We start from the raw sequence: 14,822 nt of genomic DNA, 5'->3' as shown, positions 1-14,822 counted from the left end.
TCAGATGACGCTGATGGTGGATCGCGCCGGTCAGGTGCTGACTCCGGCTGTGCGTGCGGAGTTGCGCGCCAGCCAGACCAGGTGATGTAGGTGTCAGACCCCCGATGGAACAGCGGCGGTTGGGCCCCTCCGCCCCAACCCCAGTCCCAGCCGCAGCTGAGTCACGATCCCGCATCGCCCGTCCGTCCCTACGCGGTGACAGGTGGACGGACGGCGCCGCGGGTCAAACTGGCGATGGAGGCCCTGGTGTCCTCGGCGACGGCCGAGCACCGGGAGTTCTCGCACATCACGCCGGAGTACCAGGCGATCAGTCAGCTGTGCCGGCAGGTCCGCTCCGTGGCGGAGGTGTCGGCCCTGCTGCGGATCCCGCTCGGGGTGGTGCGCGTGCTGATCGCTGACATGGCCGCCGAAGGTCTGGTGCGCGTGCATCAGCCACAACTGGACGCCGGCCGGCCGGACGTAAATCTGCTCGAAAGGGTGCTAAGTGGACTTCGCAGGCTCTAGCCCCGGGCTCACCTCGACGAAGATCGTGGTGGCGGGAGGTTTCGGGGTGGGCAAGACGACGTTCGTCGGCGCGGTGTCGGAGATCATGCCGTTGACCACGGAGGCCGTCATGACCGATGCCTCCGCCGGGATCGACGATCTGGGCATGACGCCGCTGAAGTCGACCACGACCGTCGCCATGGACTTCGGCCGGGTCTCCCTGGATCGTGACCTGATCCTCTACCTGTTCGGCACGCCCGGGCAGCACCGGTTCTGGTTCATGTGGGACGACCTGGTACGCGGCGCCATCGGCGCGGTCGTGCTGGTCGACACGCGCCGGCTCGCCGACAGCTTTCCCGCGATCGACTATTTCGAAGAGGCGCAACTGCCGTTCGTGGTGGGCGTGAACGGGTGGGACGGCCAATATCCCCACAGTGACAACGAGGTGCGGGACGCCCTGACCCTGGCGCCGCACATCCCCTTGGTGCGTCTCGACGCGCGCTCCAAGGACTCGGTCAAGAGCGCTCTGATCAACCTGGTCGAGCACGCGCTCACGGTCAGGATGGCCGTGCCGGGCTGGGGCGGCTGAGCCCACCGGCCGTGCCGAGCCACCGGCCGTGCCGGGCTGGGCGTCTGAGCGCACGGCCCCCTTCTTCCTGCTGCCCGTCAGGTGGCCTTCCTCGCGACGCCACGCCTCTCCTCCCCGTACGCGTACCGAATCGGCGGGGCGAATGGGGTGCTTGTGGCTATTGTCCGCCTTTCGTGGCAGGCTCAGCTTCGAGCTCATCTGATCATCGGTCCACCCCCTGACGCCCCGCGTCCGCAAGCTGACTGTGGAGGAAATCTGATGAACGCCAAGGAGTACATGGCCGGCCTGTTCGACCGCGCGGCCGGCACGTACGAGCGCGTCGGCGTGTCCTTCTTCGCGCCCGTCGCCGCCGAGCTCGTCCGGCGCGCCGCCCCCGGACCCGGGGACCACGTCCTCGACGCCGGCTGCGGGACCGGAGCCTCCCTCGTGCCGGCCGCGCACGCGGTCGGGCCCACCGGCCGGGTGGTCGGGCTGGACCTCGCGCCCGGGATGGTGGCGGCCGCCGCGGCCGAGGTCGAGCGCCAGGGCCTGCACCAGGCGACCGTGCTGCTCGGCGATGCGGAGCAGGCCGAGGAGTTGCTGCCGGGGGAGCGGTTCGACGTCGTGCTGGCCGGGATGATGCTGTACTTCCTGCCCGACCCGCTCGCCGCCGTGCGGTCCATGGCCGGGCTGTTGAAGCCGGGCGGGCGGCTGGCGGCCAGCCTGCTGGTCCGGTCGAGCCCGGCCGAGGCCGAACTGCTCGCGCTGGTGGCACGAGCGCTCGAGCCGTACACGACGGATGCGGGCAGCGCCCCGTTCACGCACAAGCTGGGCGGCCCCGAGGAGATGATCGAGTTGTTCGAGGCGGGCGGCCTGCGCGACGCCGCCTGCGCGGACGTGGTGTTCGAGGTGCCCATCCAGGCCGGGCAGGTGTGGGACTGGCTCTGGTCGGCCGCCCGCAGGGCCGCGCTGGAGAGCATCCCGCAGGCGCGGCGCGCCGAGGCGAGAGCCGCCCTGGAGGCGTCGCTGCCCCAGGACGGCTTCCTCCTGGAGCGCACCGTGCGCTACACCACGGGACACCTGTGAAAAGGCGCCTGCTCGAAAGGCGCCCGATGAGAGGCGCCCGATGAGAGGCGCCCGATGAGAGGCGCCCGGTGAGAGGCGCCTTGAGAGGCGTCCGGTAAGAGAGACGTCTGTGAGAAGAGACGTCGGTGAGAAGAGACGGAGAACATGAGCACGACCGCGAACACCGACCCCTTGCTCGACGCGGTGCGCGGCGGTGTGAGGATCTACGACCTGGGCAGGCCGCTCTTCGCCGGCATGCCCCAGTCGCCCAACCACCCCGCCTACACCCACACGCTCCCCCGCCGCCACGGCGACAAGGTGCGTCCCGACGGGGGGTCGGCCGCCAACGACCTGATCTTCATGGGCACCCACGTCGGCACCCACATCGACGCGCTGGCGCACGTGTCCCAGGACGGCAGGTTGCACGGCGGGGCTGACGCGGCGCAGGCGTGCGTCGGGGGCCGCTACCCCGAGCACGGCGTGCACACGATCGCGCCGATCGTCCGCCGCGGCGTGCTGCTGGACGTGCCGGCCGCGCTCGGGCTGGAGTCCTGCGCGCCGGGATACGAGATCACCCCGGCCGACCTCGACGCGACCGTACGCCGCCAGGGCGTCGAACCCGCCCCCGGGGACGTCGTCCTGGTCCGCAGCGGATGGGGACGCCACTTCGGCGACCCCGACCGGGAGGTCTACATCGGCGCCGAGTCCGGCGTGCCCGGCGTGGGCGAGGCCGGAGCCCGCTGGCTGGCGGACAGGTCCCCGCACGCGGTGGGTGCCGACACCATCGCGTTCGAGCGCCTGGCCCCGGGCGAGGGGCACAGCGTGCTGCCCGCGCACCGGGTGCTGCTGGTGGAGTCCGGCGTCTACATCGTCGAGGCCATGGACCTGGACGGGCCGGCCGGCGACGGCGTGCACGAGTTCGCGTTCGTCCTGTCGCCGCTGGCCTTCTTCGGCGCGACCGGTTCCCCGGTGCGTCCGCTGGCGCTGGTGTCGGGCCGGGAGGCGTCCCGTGGCTGAGCCGACCCTGGGCCGGCGGCTGGCGGAGTTCGCGGCCGGCGCCACCTACGACACGCTGCCCGAGGAGGTCGCCGACAGCGTGCGCAAGCGGGTGCTCGACGTGATCGGGCTCTGCGTGGCCGCGCACCGGCTGCCGACCAGCGCCGCCATCGTCGGCTACGTCCGCGACCAGGGCGGAGCCCCGCAGGCGCACGTCGTGGGCGGCGGCGCTCCGGTGCCGGCCGCGCTGGCCGCGCTGGCCAACGGCGTGCTCGCGCACTCCCTCGACTACGACGACACCCATCTGCCCTCCGTCCTGCACCCCAGCGCCCCGGTCATCCCGGCCGCGCTGGCCGCCGCAGAGCTGGCCGGCGCGTCGGGCCGGGACACGATCCGCGCCATCGCGGTCGGCCTGGAGGTCTGCGTACGCCTGGGCATGGCCGGATACGACCCGGAGGCCGGCAACTCGACCTTCTTCGAGCACGGCCAGCACGCCACCTCCATCTGCGGCACCATGGGCGGCGCCGTCGCGGCGGCGCTGCTGTTCGGCCTGCCGGCCGAGGGCGTGCTCGACTCCCTCGGCCTGGCCGCCTCGACCGCCTCGGGCATCATCGAGGGCAACAGGACCGGCGGCACGGTCAAGCGGCTGCACTGCGGATGGGCCGCGCACGCGGCGGTGACCTCGGCCGACCTGGTCCGCCGCGGCTTCACCGGCCCGCCGACCGTCATCGAGGGACGCTTCGGCTTCTTCGAGGCGTTCCTGCACGGCCACTACGAGGCGGGGGAGATCACCAGGGGTCTCGGCTCGGAGTGGGCCGTGCCGGGCATCTTCTTCAAGCCGTACCCGGCCAACCACTTCACCCACGCCGCCATCGACGCGGCGATGGGCCTGCGCGCGCAGGGGCTCGACCCGCACCGGGTGGAGCGCCTGACGCTGGGCGTGCCCGCGCCGGTGATCAGGACCATCGGGCAGCCGATCGAGGCCAAGCGCACCCCGGAGACGGGTTACCAGGCGCAGTTCAGCGGCCCGTACGCGGTCGCGGCCGGCCTGCTCGGCGGCGGCGGGCTGGGCCTCGGCCTGGGCGACTTCACCGACGAGCTGGCCAGGGACCCGCTGCGGCGGGAGCTCATGGCCAAGGTGGACGTGGTGCCGGACGAGCGCGCGACGGAGATCTTCCCGCACCAGTTCCCCGCCGTGCTGCACGCCCGTGACGCCGACGGCCGTGAGTGGCGGCAGGAGGTGCTGGCCAACCGCGGCGGCCCCGACCGGCCGCTGTCGGCGGCGGAGCTGGCGCTGAAGTTCCGCGACAACGCGGCCGGCCGGCTCTCCGCCGCCACCGCCGACGCCGTCGCGGGGCTCGCGGGCCGCCTGGAGGAGGCAGGCGAGGCAGGGGAACTGCTCCGGCTGGTGGCCGTGTTCGAACCGGAGCTCTGAGCCCTCGACCCTCAACCTCGGCCGGACTGGCGGTGCCAGACCAGGACGTGCCGCTCGGCCAGCACGAACAGCGAGTTCACCAGGTAGCCGAGCGCCCCGAGCAGCGCGATCGCCGCCCACACCCCCGCGCCGTCGAAGCTGCGCTGGGCCTGCAGCAACTGGTAGCCGATGCCGTTGGTGCCGCCGACCAACTCGGTGATCACCATGAGGATGAGCGCCAGCGACAGGCTCAGCCGCAGCCCGGCGAAGATCTTCGGGGCGGCCGCGGGCAGGACGACCAGGCGCAGCCGCTGCGCCCTGGTCAGGCCGAAGACCGTCGCGGTCTCCGTGTAGCCGCGGTCGACCGACCTGGCGCCGTCCACGGAGTTGAGCAGCACCGGCCAGATCACCCCGAACACGATCGTGGCCAGCTGCGTGGTCAGCTCCACCTGGAACAGCAGCACGAACACCGGCAGCAGCAGCGGCGGCGGGATGGAGCGGCCGAACTCCATCAGCGGGTCCACGTAGTCGGTCGCGGTACGGGAGCGCCCGAGCGCCGTCCCGAGCAGCACCCCGATCAGCGCGGCCAGGATCCAGCCGCCGAACATGCGGCCGAGGCTCGGCAGCAGGTTGCCGACGGCGTCGTCGGTGAGGAAGAGCCGGCCGGCCGGGCCGGAGAACCACAGCGCGTGCATCCGGGCGATGATCGTCGTGGGCGGCGGGAAGTCCGTGTCCGCCAGGCCGCGCGCGGCGAGCTCCCACAGCACGAGGACGAGCGGGATCACCCAGAGCCTGATGAGGGCCTTCACGACTCCACCTCTCCCGTCCGCGCCCGGTGCCAGTGGAACAGGCGGCGCTCCCCGGCCAGCAGGGCCAGGTTCGCCGCCACCCCCAGGACTCCGGCCCAGAACGTGGCCGCCATCATGAGGTCCATCCGGTTGCCGCTGCCGGCCACGTTCACGTACACGCCGATGCCGGCCGCGCCGCCCGCCACCAGTTCGGCGCTGACCGCCAGCACGAGCGCGATCCCGGCCGCGATCCTGACGCCCGTGGCGACGAACGGGGCCGCGCTCGGCAGGCTCACCCTGACGAGTACGGCCAGCGGCCCGAACCCGAAGGCGCGCAGGGTGTCCTTGGCCATCGGGTCCACGTCGCGCATGCCGTACAGGGTGTTGATCAGGATCGGCCAGATGGAGGCGTACACGATGACCGAGACCTTCATCAGCTCGTCCACCGGGATCAGCAGGATCGCCAGCGGGATGATCGCCACGGACGGGATCGGCCGCAGGAACTCCAGCACCGGCCTGATGGCGCGCTCGGCCGGAGGCAGCGCGCCGAGCAGCACGCCGGCGGGCACGGCCACCGCGGTGGCGGCCAGCAGGCCGAGCACCCAGTTCGTCAGCGTCGCGAGCGCCCCCTCCAGGAAGTCGCCGTCCGCGAGCAGTTCCCAGGCCCCCAGCAGGATCGCGGACGGCGCGGGGAAGACCAGCCCCTCGCCCAGCCCGAACCGGATGAACAGCTCCGCGGCCACGAGGAACCCCGCGACGCCGGCGGCGCCGCGGAGCAGGCGCGCGGCGATCATCCGCTGGTCGGCACGATCATCGACTTCACGTCGACGGGACTGCTGATGTACTTGTACTCGAGCATGAGGTCGGCGACCTTCTGCAGCCGGGCCGGGTCGAGCGTGGCCGGGAAGGCGCCCAGGGTGATCGCCGCCGCCGTCTTGGCGTCGATCTTCGTGTACGTCGGCAGGATCGCCTCGACCTCCTTCCTGTCGGACGACGCGAGCTGCTGCGCCTTGGCGATCGCCCGCTGGAAGGCGGCCAGCGTCCTGGGGTTCTCCGCGGCCCACTCCTCACTGGCCATCCAGCCCGCGATCGGCAGGTCCGCCGTGGCGCCCGTCATCGTGTCGGCGATCGTGCGGAAGCCGAGCGTGTTCTTGTTGGCGGTGATGAACGGCTCGGTGATCCAGATCGCGTCCCCCTGGCCGGAGTTGATCGCGTTGCCCATCTCGGGGAAGGGCTTCTCGGCGAACTTCACGTCGGTCTCGGCCAGTCCTGCGGCCTTGAGCTGGGACGTGACCGCCAGCGTGGCGATGTTCCTGAGGTTGTTGACCAGCACGGTCTTGCCCTTGAGGTCGGCCACCGACTGGATGGGGGAGTCCTTGGCCACCATGATGGCGAAGGTGTTGGGCGCCGCCTGGTACATGTCGGCGACCAGCTTGATCTTCTTGCCCTGGCCCGCCGCCAGGATCGTGGAGACGTAGTTGGTCTGCGAGATGTCCAGGGCGCCGCTCTCGATCTGCGGCAGCGCCGCCGCGCCGCCGGTGATCGTCACCGGCTCCACGGTCAGGCCCTCCGCCTGGAAGAAGCCCTTGGCCTGGGCGATGTAGAGGGCGGCCGGGTCGGGGACGGGCAGGGCGCCGACCTTGATCGTGGTCTTCTCCAGGCCGGTGCCACCGGCCGTGGGTGTGGATGCGGGGGTGTCGCCGCCGCCGCAACCGGCGAGGGCGAGGGCGAGTCCGAGCACGACTGCCGGGATACGTAAGGTGCGGGTCATGCGTTCTCCGATCAGGGGGCCGAAGCGTCATGGGAGAGCGACTGACGTCACTGGGCCGGAGCGTACCCGACTGAAGATCACAATGGGCACCGGAGAACGGGCTGTGCGGAGAATCGTTCCTGTGGAGCCACGTGCGGCGGCGGGCCGGTCCCGCGGCGAAGCGGCTCCGCGCAGAATCGTTCCTGTGGAGCGACGCCGCCATGAAAAACGCCGCCGCCGCACGGACGAGATGGTCTCTCGTCCGTACGGCGGCGGCGCGTGCTGCTCGGTGATCAGGCCGGCCGGGACACGTACCTTCCGGCCGGAGCGCCCACGATCTTGCCGGAGTCCAGCACCCGGTGGCCGCGCACGAACGTGTCCGTCACCCTGGCGCTCAGCTCGAAGCCCTCGAACGGCGTGTACTCCTGCGTCGACTCCGAGTCCTGCGCCCGCACCGTCCACGTCTGCGCGGGGTCGACCAGGCAGATGTCGGCGTCGAAACCGGGGGCGATCGTGCCCTTGGTCCGCAGGCCGAACCGCTTGGCCGGGTTCCACGAGGTCAGCGCGGCGATGCGCCCGTACGGCAGGCCCCGGCGGCGGCCCTCGGTGACCAGGCCGGGCAGCAGGTACTCGGCCCCGCCGAACCCGGACTTCGCCAGGAAGACGTTGTCGCGCGGCTCGCCGAACTTGAGCTCGTCACGGCAGCAGGCGTGGTCGCTGACGACCCAGTCCACGGTGCCGTCGAGCACGTACTCCCACAGGGCCTCGACGTCCTCGCGCGGCCTGATCGGCGGGTTCACCTTGGAACCGATGCCGTTGGCGGTGTCCACGTCGGCGAGCAGGTGGCCGATCGTGACCTCACGGCGGAAGTCGATGTGCGGGAACGTCGCCGCCATGCGCACGGCGGCGTCCATGGCCTTGCGCGAGGACAGGTGCAGCAGGTTGACGTTGCCCAGCCCCGTCTCGTGGGCGAGGTAGGAGGCGATGAAGACCGCCAGCCCCTCGGAGTGCGGGGGACGGGAGGCGCTGTAGGCGGCCAGCCCGCTCAGCTCCCCGGCCTCCTCCACGAGCTTGGTGTAGGCCGTCATGATCTCGGCTGTCTCACAATGCAGTGACAGCGAGATCTCGCTCGCCAGCTCGGGCAGCCGCTCGCGGGCCGCCTGCACGCCGCGCATCACGAACTCGAAGTGCGCGTAGTCGTAGCGTTCGCCCTCGGGCAGCATGAGGAACGAGCTCTGGTCGTCCGAGCGCCCGTGCAGCCCGTGACCGCCGTAGAACATGAAGATCTTGAACGACGGCACGCCGAACCGCTCGACCAGGTCGGGCAGCTCATCGATGTGCCCGCTCGACATGGGCGCCAGGTGGAACCCGTAGTCGACGTAGGCCCTGCCCTCGGCCTGCCGGAGCACCTCGGGGTAGAACTCGGCGTAGGGCCCGCCCTTGTTCAGGTAGTACTGACCGGTCCGCATGTAGGTGAGCGCGGTGGTGACGCCGCCCTGGGCGCTGGCCCGGCTCTCCGACTCGGCGTCCTCGGGCAGCGGGTTGTAGATGCCCCAGTGCTGGTGGGCGTCCACGACTCCGGGGAAGGCCAGCCGGCCGCCCCCGTCGATCACCTCGCCCGCCGTGGACAGCCCCGGCTCGACCCGGACGATCCGGCCGTCCTCGATGGCGACGTCCGCTTCGACCGGGTCGTCGCGGTCGTGGGTGACGACCTTCACGTTCTTCAGCAGCAGCTCGGTCACGGGGGTGCACTTCTTCCTATGCGATGCGGTGGGCGTCGCGGTGCCAGGCGAGCACACGCCGCTCCACCATGAGGAACAGGGTGTTGAGGAGGTAGCCGAGCACGCCGAGCAGCAGGACTCCGGCCCAGATGGCCGGCATGTCGGCGTTGTTGCTGGCCAGGTTGAGCAGGTAGCCGATCCCCTCGGTGCTGCCCTTCAGCTCCGAGATGATCATCAGGATCAGCGCCAGCGACACGCTCAGCCGCAGCCCGGCGAAGATCTTCGGCGCGGCCGACGGCAGGATGATCCGGCTGAACCGCAGATGAGCGGGCACGCCGAAGACCGTCGCGGTCTCGATCTTCAGATGGTCGACGCTGCGCGCGCCGTCGATGGAGTTGAGCAGGATCGGCCAGACGATGCCGAAGACGATGGTCGCCACCTGCACCTGCGTGCCCATGGTGAAGAGCACGAGGAAGACCGGCAGCATCGCCGGCGGCGGCACCGCCCGGCCGAACTCGATCAGCGGCGAGACGTAGTCGGCCAGCCAGGAGCTGCGGCCGATCGCCACGCCCAGCGCCACGCCCACGATCACGGCCAGGCACCAGGACCCGGTCACGCGGACCAGGCTGGGGACGAAGTTGTCGATGGCCTCGTCGGTGAGGATGTAAGGACCGGAGAACCACATCTCGTACATACGAGACAGGATCAGAGTCGGGCCGGGCAGATACGGGCTCTCGGCCGAGCGCGCGGTCAGCTCCCATGCGACCAGCACGACGGGAACCAGCCAGAGCCGTCTGACCAGGGTACGGATCATGCCGTCCGCCACTTGAACAGGCGCCGTTCGGCGCGCAGGAGCAGGGTGTTGACGACGAGACCGATCACGCCGGCCCAGATGAGCGCCGCGATCACGTCGATCATGGCGTCCGCGCCGATGCCCGTGCTCGCCTCGATGAGGAAGCTGCCGATGCCGCTCGACCCGCCCACGATGTACTCGAAGCTGACGGCCAGGATGAGCGTGATGCTCGCGGCCAGCCGCACTCCGGTGGCGATGAACGGGGCCGCGCTCGGCAGGGACACCCGCCAGATGACCGCGCCCTTGCCGAAGCCGAACGAGCGCAGCGTCTCCTTGCCCAGCGGGTCCACGTCACGCACGCCGTACAGCGTGTTGATGAGGATCGGCCAGGAGGAGGCGAAGACGATGAGCGCCACCTTGGCGTTGATCTCCGGCTGGAAGAAGAACAGTCCGAGCGGGATCAGCGCCACCGAGGGGATGGGCCGCAGGAACTCCACGAACACCCGGGTCGACTCCTCGACGGCCGGGACCGTTCCCAGCAGCAGCCCGATCGGCACGGCGATGACGACGGCCAGCGGCAGCCCGATGACTGCGGCGACCAGCGTGCCGCGCAGATCGTCCAGGAAGATCGGGTCGACGGCCAGCCCGACGGCCCTGATCAGGGTGTCGGTGGCCGGAGGCAGCCACCTGACCAGCCCGGACATCCCGAGCAACTGCCAGGCGAGCAGAAAACCCGCCACGCCGACGGCGTGGCGGGTGACCTTGATCAGTTTCGCGCGGGCGAGCGGGTTCCGCTCGCGCCGCGTTGCGGTGATCGTGCTCATCATCCCTGAGGTGCGGTGTAAATCATTGACTTGACGTCAATCTGCTTCTTGAGCATGCCCGCGTCGAGCATGAGGTCGGCGACCCGCTGGATGCGGTCGGCGCTCAGCGAGGTCGGGTAGTCGCCCAGGTTGATGGTCGCGGCCGTCTCCGCCGGGATCTTGGTGAAGGTCGGCAGCACCTTGGTCACCGCGCTACGGTCCGTGGCGGCGATGTTCTGCGCCTTGGCCATGGCCCGCTGGAAGGCGGCGAGCGTCTTCGGGTTCTCCGACACCCACTTCTCCGTGGCGGCCCAGCCGGTGATCGGCAGACCGTCGGTCGGGCCGGACATGGTGTCCAGCAGCATGGTGGCGCCGAGCGTCTTCTTGGCCTCGCTGACGTACGGGTCGGTCATCCACACCGCGTCGACGTCGCCCTTGTCGAGCGAGCTGAGCCAGTTGGTGGTGGGAACCTCGACGTACTTGATGTCGGTCTTGGGGTCCAGGCCGGCGATCTTGAAGTGCGGGTTCATCGTGAGGGTGCCCAGACCGGCGAGGGCGTTGACGCCGACCCTCTTGCCCTTGAGGCCGGCCACGTCCTTGATGGTCGAGCCCTTCTTGACCATGATGCCGAACGCGCCGGCCGCGCCCTGGTAGGAGTCGGCGATGTACTTGAACTTCTCGGTGCCCGCCTCCTGGATCGTCAGGATGGTGGCGTAGCTGCCGAGGACGACGTCCATGGTGCCGTTGGAGAGCTTGGGCAGGACCGCCTGCGGAGCCTGGATCGGCTCCTGCTTGACGGTGAGGCCCTCTTCCTTGAAGAAGCCGCGTTCCATGGCGATGAACAGAGGGGCGGAGTCCGCGCCGGGATACTGGCCGATCAGCAGGTCGGTCTTCATTTCCGAGGAGGCGCTGGTGGTGCCGCCACCTCCTTCGCCCGAGCTGGAACACCCCGTGATGACGAGGGAGGCGACAAGCCCAACAAGAGCAGTGCGCCCTAATGCACCGAACCGCATTGCGGGTCTCCTTTGAACCGAGGGGGGTGAGTGCGAACGGGAGTGTTCAACGACGGTGGCACCCTAGCGCAGCCAGGGCTTCCTGCCGTATCCACTCCACCGGAAATTAACGAGATATATACACATATAGAGTGATATTGCCCGTTTTGTCCGATTATCTGGAGTGCCCACCTTGGCCTGGGGGACTGGGCGACAGGTGTTGTCTTATGAGAAGATTGTCGGATTGCGTGGCAACTGAGATCTTTGCGGTATTGGCCGATCTCCTGTTGATGTGCTCCAATTAGCTCTCGCCCCAAGGGTGCGTCGGCGTCACACTGCAAACACCGGCATAACGTGATCTTCGTGCACCAAACCATCCGAGGAGAGGTTGCGGAGGCAAGTGAAGAGTGTTGTCCCCTCTGTGGGCGGGGATCAGGGCTTAACTGATGGAGCCCCCCAAATGGCATCCCATAAACCACAGGCGCAGGCTCCGGGCAAGGCCGCAGGCGGCAGCCGGAAGGCGGGGGCCCGCTTCTCTCTGCGTAACTGGCGCGTGCGCTCCAAGCTGGTGGTTCTGGTCGTCATCCCGACCATCGCCGCACTGACGCTGGGCGGCCTGAGGGCCGCCACCTCGATCGCCACGGCCAACGAGTACGCGCAGGTCAACGAGGTCGCCGTGCTGGCGAGTGAGCTGACCGGCCTCGCCCACGAAGTGGAGAGCGAGCGCGACCTCACCGCGATGCACGTCGCGCAAGGACGCAGAGGCGGCACCCCCTCGAACGTGAAGACCCAGTACGAACGGGTCGACAAGCTCGTCACCGACGTCAGAGGCGGCATCGAAGCCCTGACCACCGGCGACAGCCCGCACGCCGGCGAGGCCCTGCGCATCAAGAACCGGCTCGACGAGCTCCCCACGTCGCGAGAGACCGCGCTGGGCTCCCAGCTCGACGTGAACTCGGTCATCGCCCTCTACGACCGGACCATCTCGGACCTCTTGTCGCTGAACGACAAGATCGACCGAGGCGCGGTCGACGAGGAGCTGTCCGCGAGCGTGGCCGGCTTCGGCGCGCTGTCCAGAGCCAAGCAGTACGTCTCGACCCAGCGCGCCCTGCTGGTGGCCGCGCTGGCGACCAGGTCCTTCGGCAAGAAGGAGCTCGACGACTTCATCGCCGCGCGCGCCCAGAAGAACAGTGAGCTCAGCACCTTCAGGTCGCAGGTCTCGCTGAAACTTCGCCAGCTGTACGACGACACCGTCAGCGGCAAGGCCGTCGACCGCGCGGAGATCCTCTCGGCGCGCGCCCTGGTCCTCCAGGGCGCGAGCCTGCCCCTGACCGACCGTCAGATCGGGCTCACCCGCGACGGCAAGGCCTGGTACGAGGCCATCACCGAGACCGTCGACGGGATGCGCGAGGTCGAGCAGCAGGCCGCCGACAGCATCGTGCTGCGCAGCCGCACCCTGGAGGGCGCGGAGCAGCAGAGCGCCATCATCGCGGCGGGCGCGATCGTCCTCCTGCTGATCCTGGTCCTGCTGGTCACCGTGATCATGGCCCGCTCGCTCAGCGGCCCCCTGCGCAGGCTGCGCAGGGAAGCCCTGTTCATCGCCGGACGCCGGCTGCCCGACATCGTCCGCCAGATGCGCGAGACGGAGACGGCCGTCGACAGCTCGGACGTCGAACCCATCGGAGTCGCCTCCAACGACGAGATCGGTGAAGTCGCGCGGGCGTTCGACGAGGTCCACCGCGAGGCGGTGCGGCTGGCGGGCGAGGAGGCCCGGCTGCGCAGCAACGTCAACGCGATGTTCGTGAACCTCTCCCGCCGCAGCCAGACGCTGGTCGAACGGCAGATCACCCTGATCGACGGCCTGGAGCAGGGCGAGCAGGACGAGAACCGGCTGGGCAACCTGTTCAAGCTCGACCACCTGGCCACCCGCATGCGCCGTAACAGCGAGAACCTCCTGGTCCTCGCCGGCCAGGAGCCCCCTCGCCGCTGGAGCAAGCCCGTCAAGCTGGTCGACGTGGCCCGCGCCTCCCTGTCCGAGGTCGAGAACTACGAGCGCGTCGTGCTCCAGGTCCCCGACGGCGTGGCCGTCGCCGGACAGGCCGTCAACGACGTCATCCACCTGCTCGCCGAGCTGGTCGAGAACGCGCTGTCGTTCTCGCCCCGCGAGACCAGGGTCACCGTCTCCGGCAGCCGGATCGACGGCGGCGGCGTGATGCTGTCGATCACCGACTCCGGCATCGGCATGACCGCCGACGAACTGACCCAGGCCAACGAACGCCTCATCGACGCGCCCAGCGTGGACGTCTCGGTGTCGCGCCGCATGGGCCTGTTCGTGGTCGCCAGGCTGGCGCACCGCCACGGCATCCGGGTGCAGCTGCGCCCGCACGGCTCCGGCGGCCTGACCGCCATGGTGCTGATCCCCGAGACGCTCCTGGGCTCGCAGTCCCCCGCCTACCCGGCGGGCGGGAACCAGGGCATGCCGTCCATGCCTTCGATGCCGTCGATGCCCTCCATGGACTCGCGCGACGAAGGCTTCAGCGGCTTCGGGTTCGGCGGCCAGCAGCCCACGCCGCCGCCTCCTCCCGTACCCCAGTGGGGCGGCGGAGGCGACTACCGGCCGGGACCCGGACACCCGTCCTTCCCCTCCCAGCCGAGCGTGGACGTGGGCTGGCCGTCAGAACCGCGTGGCAACGGCGGCGGTGGCGGATACGAGAGCAGGGACGTGTGGGTGCCCTCGCGCACCCCGTCCAGCCCGATGGGCAGCTGGGGGAACGGCACCTCGCTGCCCCAGCGCCCGGCCGGCGACGACCGCCCGGACATGAGCTGGGCCGAGTCGGCGCCGTCCGACCTGGGCCAGCGGCGCTCACGCTTCGACCTGCCCGAGGCCGAGTCGGCGGCCACCGGACCCATACCCGTCGTCAAGCCCGCCTCCTCGGGGGACGAGTACCTGCCGATCTTCGCCTCCGTCGAGTCCGCCTGGTTCGAGCAGAGCGCGGAGGGCGAGGCCACCTGGGGCTCGGCCAACGCCGACGCCGGCTGGAGCGCGGCGAAGGCGGTCGTGGAGCCGGTACGTGACGGTGCGACCGCGGCGGGACTGCCCAAGCGGGTGCCCAAGGCCAACCTGGTGCCCGGCTCGGCGGACACCGTTTCGGCGCCGAAGGGCGTGGCGCCCATGCCTTCGGTCTCGCCAGAACGGGTACGTAGTCGTCTGTCGAGCTTCCAGCAAGGCTTCAGGGCAGCACGGGACGACATCAGCGAGGGAAGATCGTATCCCTCCGGTCCGAGAAGCGTTGAGAGCAGGGATGAGCGCGCATGAACGACCTGAGCCAGTCAGCACGTGGCGTCGATTGGTTAATCACGGACTTCGTCAGCACGGTGCCGGGGGTCGCGCACGCGGTGGTGGTCTCGTCTGATGGTTTGCCGTTGGCGGCGTCGGCGGGTTTTCCGGC

At 70.1% G+C, this 14,822-nt stretch carries 14 protein-coding genes; 7 read left to right on the top strand and 7 right to left on the bottom strand.

What is annotated here, in order from left to right; genetic code table 11:
* The first annotated feature begins 156 nt into the window (after positions 1 to 156).
* From B0I32_RS55335 to B0I32_RS55315, 5 genes are all read left to right on the top strand, one after another.
* Positions 157 to 504: a DUF742 domain-containing protein gene (locus tag B0I32_RS55335; protein WP_106253483.1), complete on the top strand. Its 348-nt coding sequence runs from the start codon at positions 157 to 159 to the stop codon at positions 502 to 504.
* On the top strand, positions 485 to 1,072 hold the full coding sequence (locus B0I32_RS55330) for a GTP-binding protein (RefSeq protein WP_106253478.1): 588 nt from the start codon (positions 485 to 487) through the stop codon (positions 1,070 to 1,072). Before B0I32_RS55335 ends, B0I32_RS55330 begins: the two co-directional genes overlap by 20 nt.
* 258 nt (positions 1,073 to 1,330) lie before the next feature.
* Entirely contained in the window at positions 1,331 to 2,137 is an 807-nt protein-coding gene (locus tag B0I32_RS55325; RefSeq protein WP_106253476.1) for a class I SAM-dependent methyltransferase, read from the top strand.
* Positions 2,138 to 2,281: 144 nt separating this feature from the next.
* On the top strand, positions 2,282 to 3,133 hold the full coding sequence (locus B0I32_RS55320; protein ID WP_106253474.1) for a cyclase family protein: 852 nt from the start codon (positions 2,282 to 2,284) through the stop codon (positions 3,131 to 3,133).
* Positions 3,126 to 4,547: an MmgE/PrpD family protein gene (locus tag B0I32_RS55315; protein WP_106253473.1), complete on the top strand. Its 1,422-nt coding sequence runs from the start codon at positions 3,126 to 3,128 to the stop codon at positions 4,545 to 4,547. The genes B0I32_RS55320 and B0I32_RS55315 overlap by 8 nt, the downstream gene beginning before the upstream one ends.
* 11 nt (positions 4,548 to 4,558) lie before the next feature.
* Here the strand turns inward: B0I32_RS55315 and B0I32_RS55310 are convergent, their stop codons facing one another.
* The 7 genes from B0I32_RS55310 to B0I32_RS55280 all read right to left on the bottom strand — a co-directional run bounded on the left by B0I32_RS55310 (position 4,559) and on the right by B0I32_RS55280 (position 11,277).
* Positions 4,559 to 5,335 (bottom strand): ABC transporter permease, encoded by a 777-nt coding sequence (locus tag B0I32_RS55310; RefSeq protein ID WP_106253471.1) that lies wholly within the window; start codon positions 5,333 to 5,335, stop codon positions 4,559 to 4,561.
* Complete coding sequence (locus B0I32_RS55305; RefSeq protein ID WP_106253470.1) at positions 5,332 to 6,108, bottom strand: ABC transporter permease; 777 nt, start codon at positions 6,106 to 6,108, stop codon at positions 5,332 to 5,334. The genes B0I32_RS55310 and B0I32_RS55305 overlap by 4 nt, the downstream gene beginning before the upstream one ends.
* The gene (locus B0I32_RS55300; RefSeq protein ID WP_245956728.1) at positions 6,105 to 7,055 is read right to left on the bottom strand and encodes an ABC transporter substrate-binding protein; all 951 of its coding nucleotides are present in this window, start codon (positions 7,053 to 7,055) and stop codon (positions 6,105 to 6,107) included. Before B0I32_RS55300 ends, B0I32_RS55305 begins: the two co-directional genes overlap by 4 nt.
* A gap of 302 nt (positions 7,056 to 7,357) precedes the next feature.
* Positions 7,358 to 8,806 (bottom strand): dihydroorotase, encoded by a 1,449-nt coding sequence (locus tag B0I32_RS55295; protein ID WP_106253468.1) that lies wholly within the window; start codon positions 8,804 to 8,806, stop codon positions 7,358 to 7,360.
* Between the two features lie 16 nt (positions 8,807 to 8,822).
* Positions 8,823 to 9,599: an ABC transporter permease gene (locus B0I32_RS55290; RefSeq protein ID WP_106253480.1), complete on the bottom strand. Its 777-nt coding sequence runs from the start codon at positions 9,597 to 9,599 to the stop codon at positions 8,823 to 8,825.
* Positions 9,596 to 10,405 (bottom strand): ABC transporter permease, encoded by an 810-nt coding sequence (locus tag B0I32_RS55285; protein ID WP_245956727.1) that lies wholly within the window; start codon positions 10,403 to 10,405, stop codon positions 9,596 to 9,598. The genes B0I32_RS55290 and B0I32_RS55285 overlap by 4 nt, the downstream gene beginning before the upstream one ends.
* Complete coding sequence (locus B0I32_RS55280) at positions 10,402 to 11,277, bottom strand: ABC transporter substrate-binding protein (protein WP_181308919.1); 876 nt, start codon at positions 11,275 to 11,277, stop codon at positions 10,402 to 10,404. The genes B0I32_RS55285 and B0I32_RS55280 overlap by 4 nt, the downstream gene beginning before the upstream one ends.
* A 556-nt stretch (positions 11,278 to 11,833) precedes the next feature.
* Between B0I32_RS55280 and B0I32_RS55275 the strand changes: the two genes are divergently transcribed.
* Positions 11,834 to 14,689, top strand: a complete 2,856-nt coding sequence (locus tag B0I32_RS55275) for a sensor histidine kinase (protein ID WP_106253462.1) — start codon at positions 11,834 to 11,836, stop codon at positions 14,687 to 14,689.
* Positions 14,686 to 14,822: roadblock/LC7 domain-containing protein (locus B0I32_RS55270; RefSeq protein WP_181308917.1), on the top strand; the 137-nt coding region annotated here is incomplete at its 3' end. The genes B0I32_RS55275 and B0I32_RS55270, both read left to right, overlap by 4 nt.

It is taken from the genome of Nonomuraea fuscirosea, from assembly GCF_003001935.1.
Classification (GTDB): domain Bacteria; phylum Actinomycetota; class Actinomycetes; order Streptosporangiales; family Streptosporangiaceae; genus Nonomuraea; species Nonomuraea fuscirosea.
Note: the sequence above shows the minus strand (reverse complement) of the source record. Positions and strands in the feature narration are given on the sequence as shown.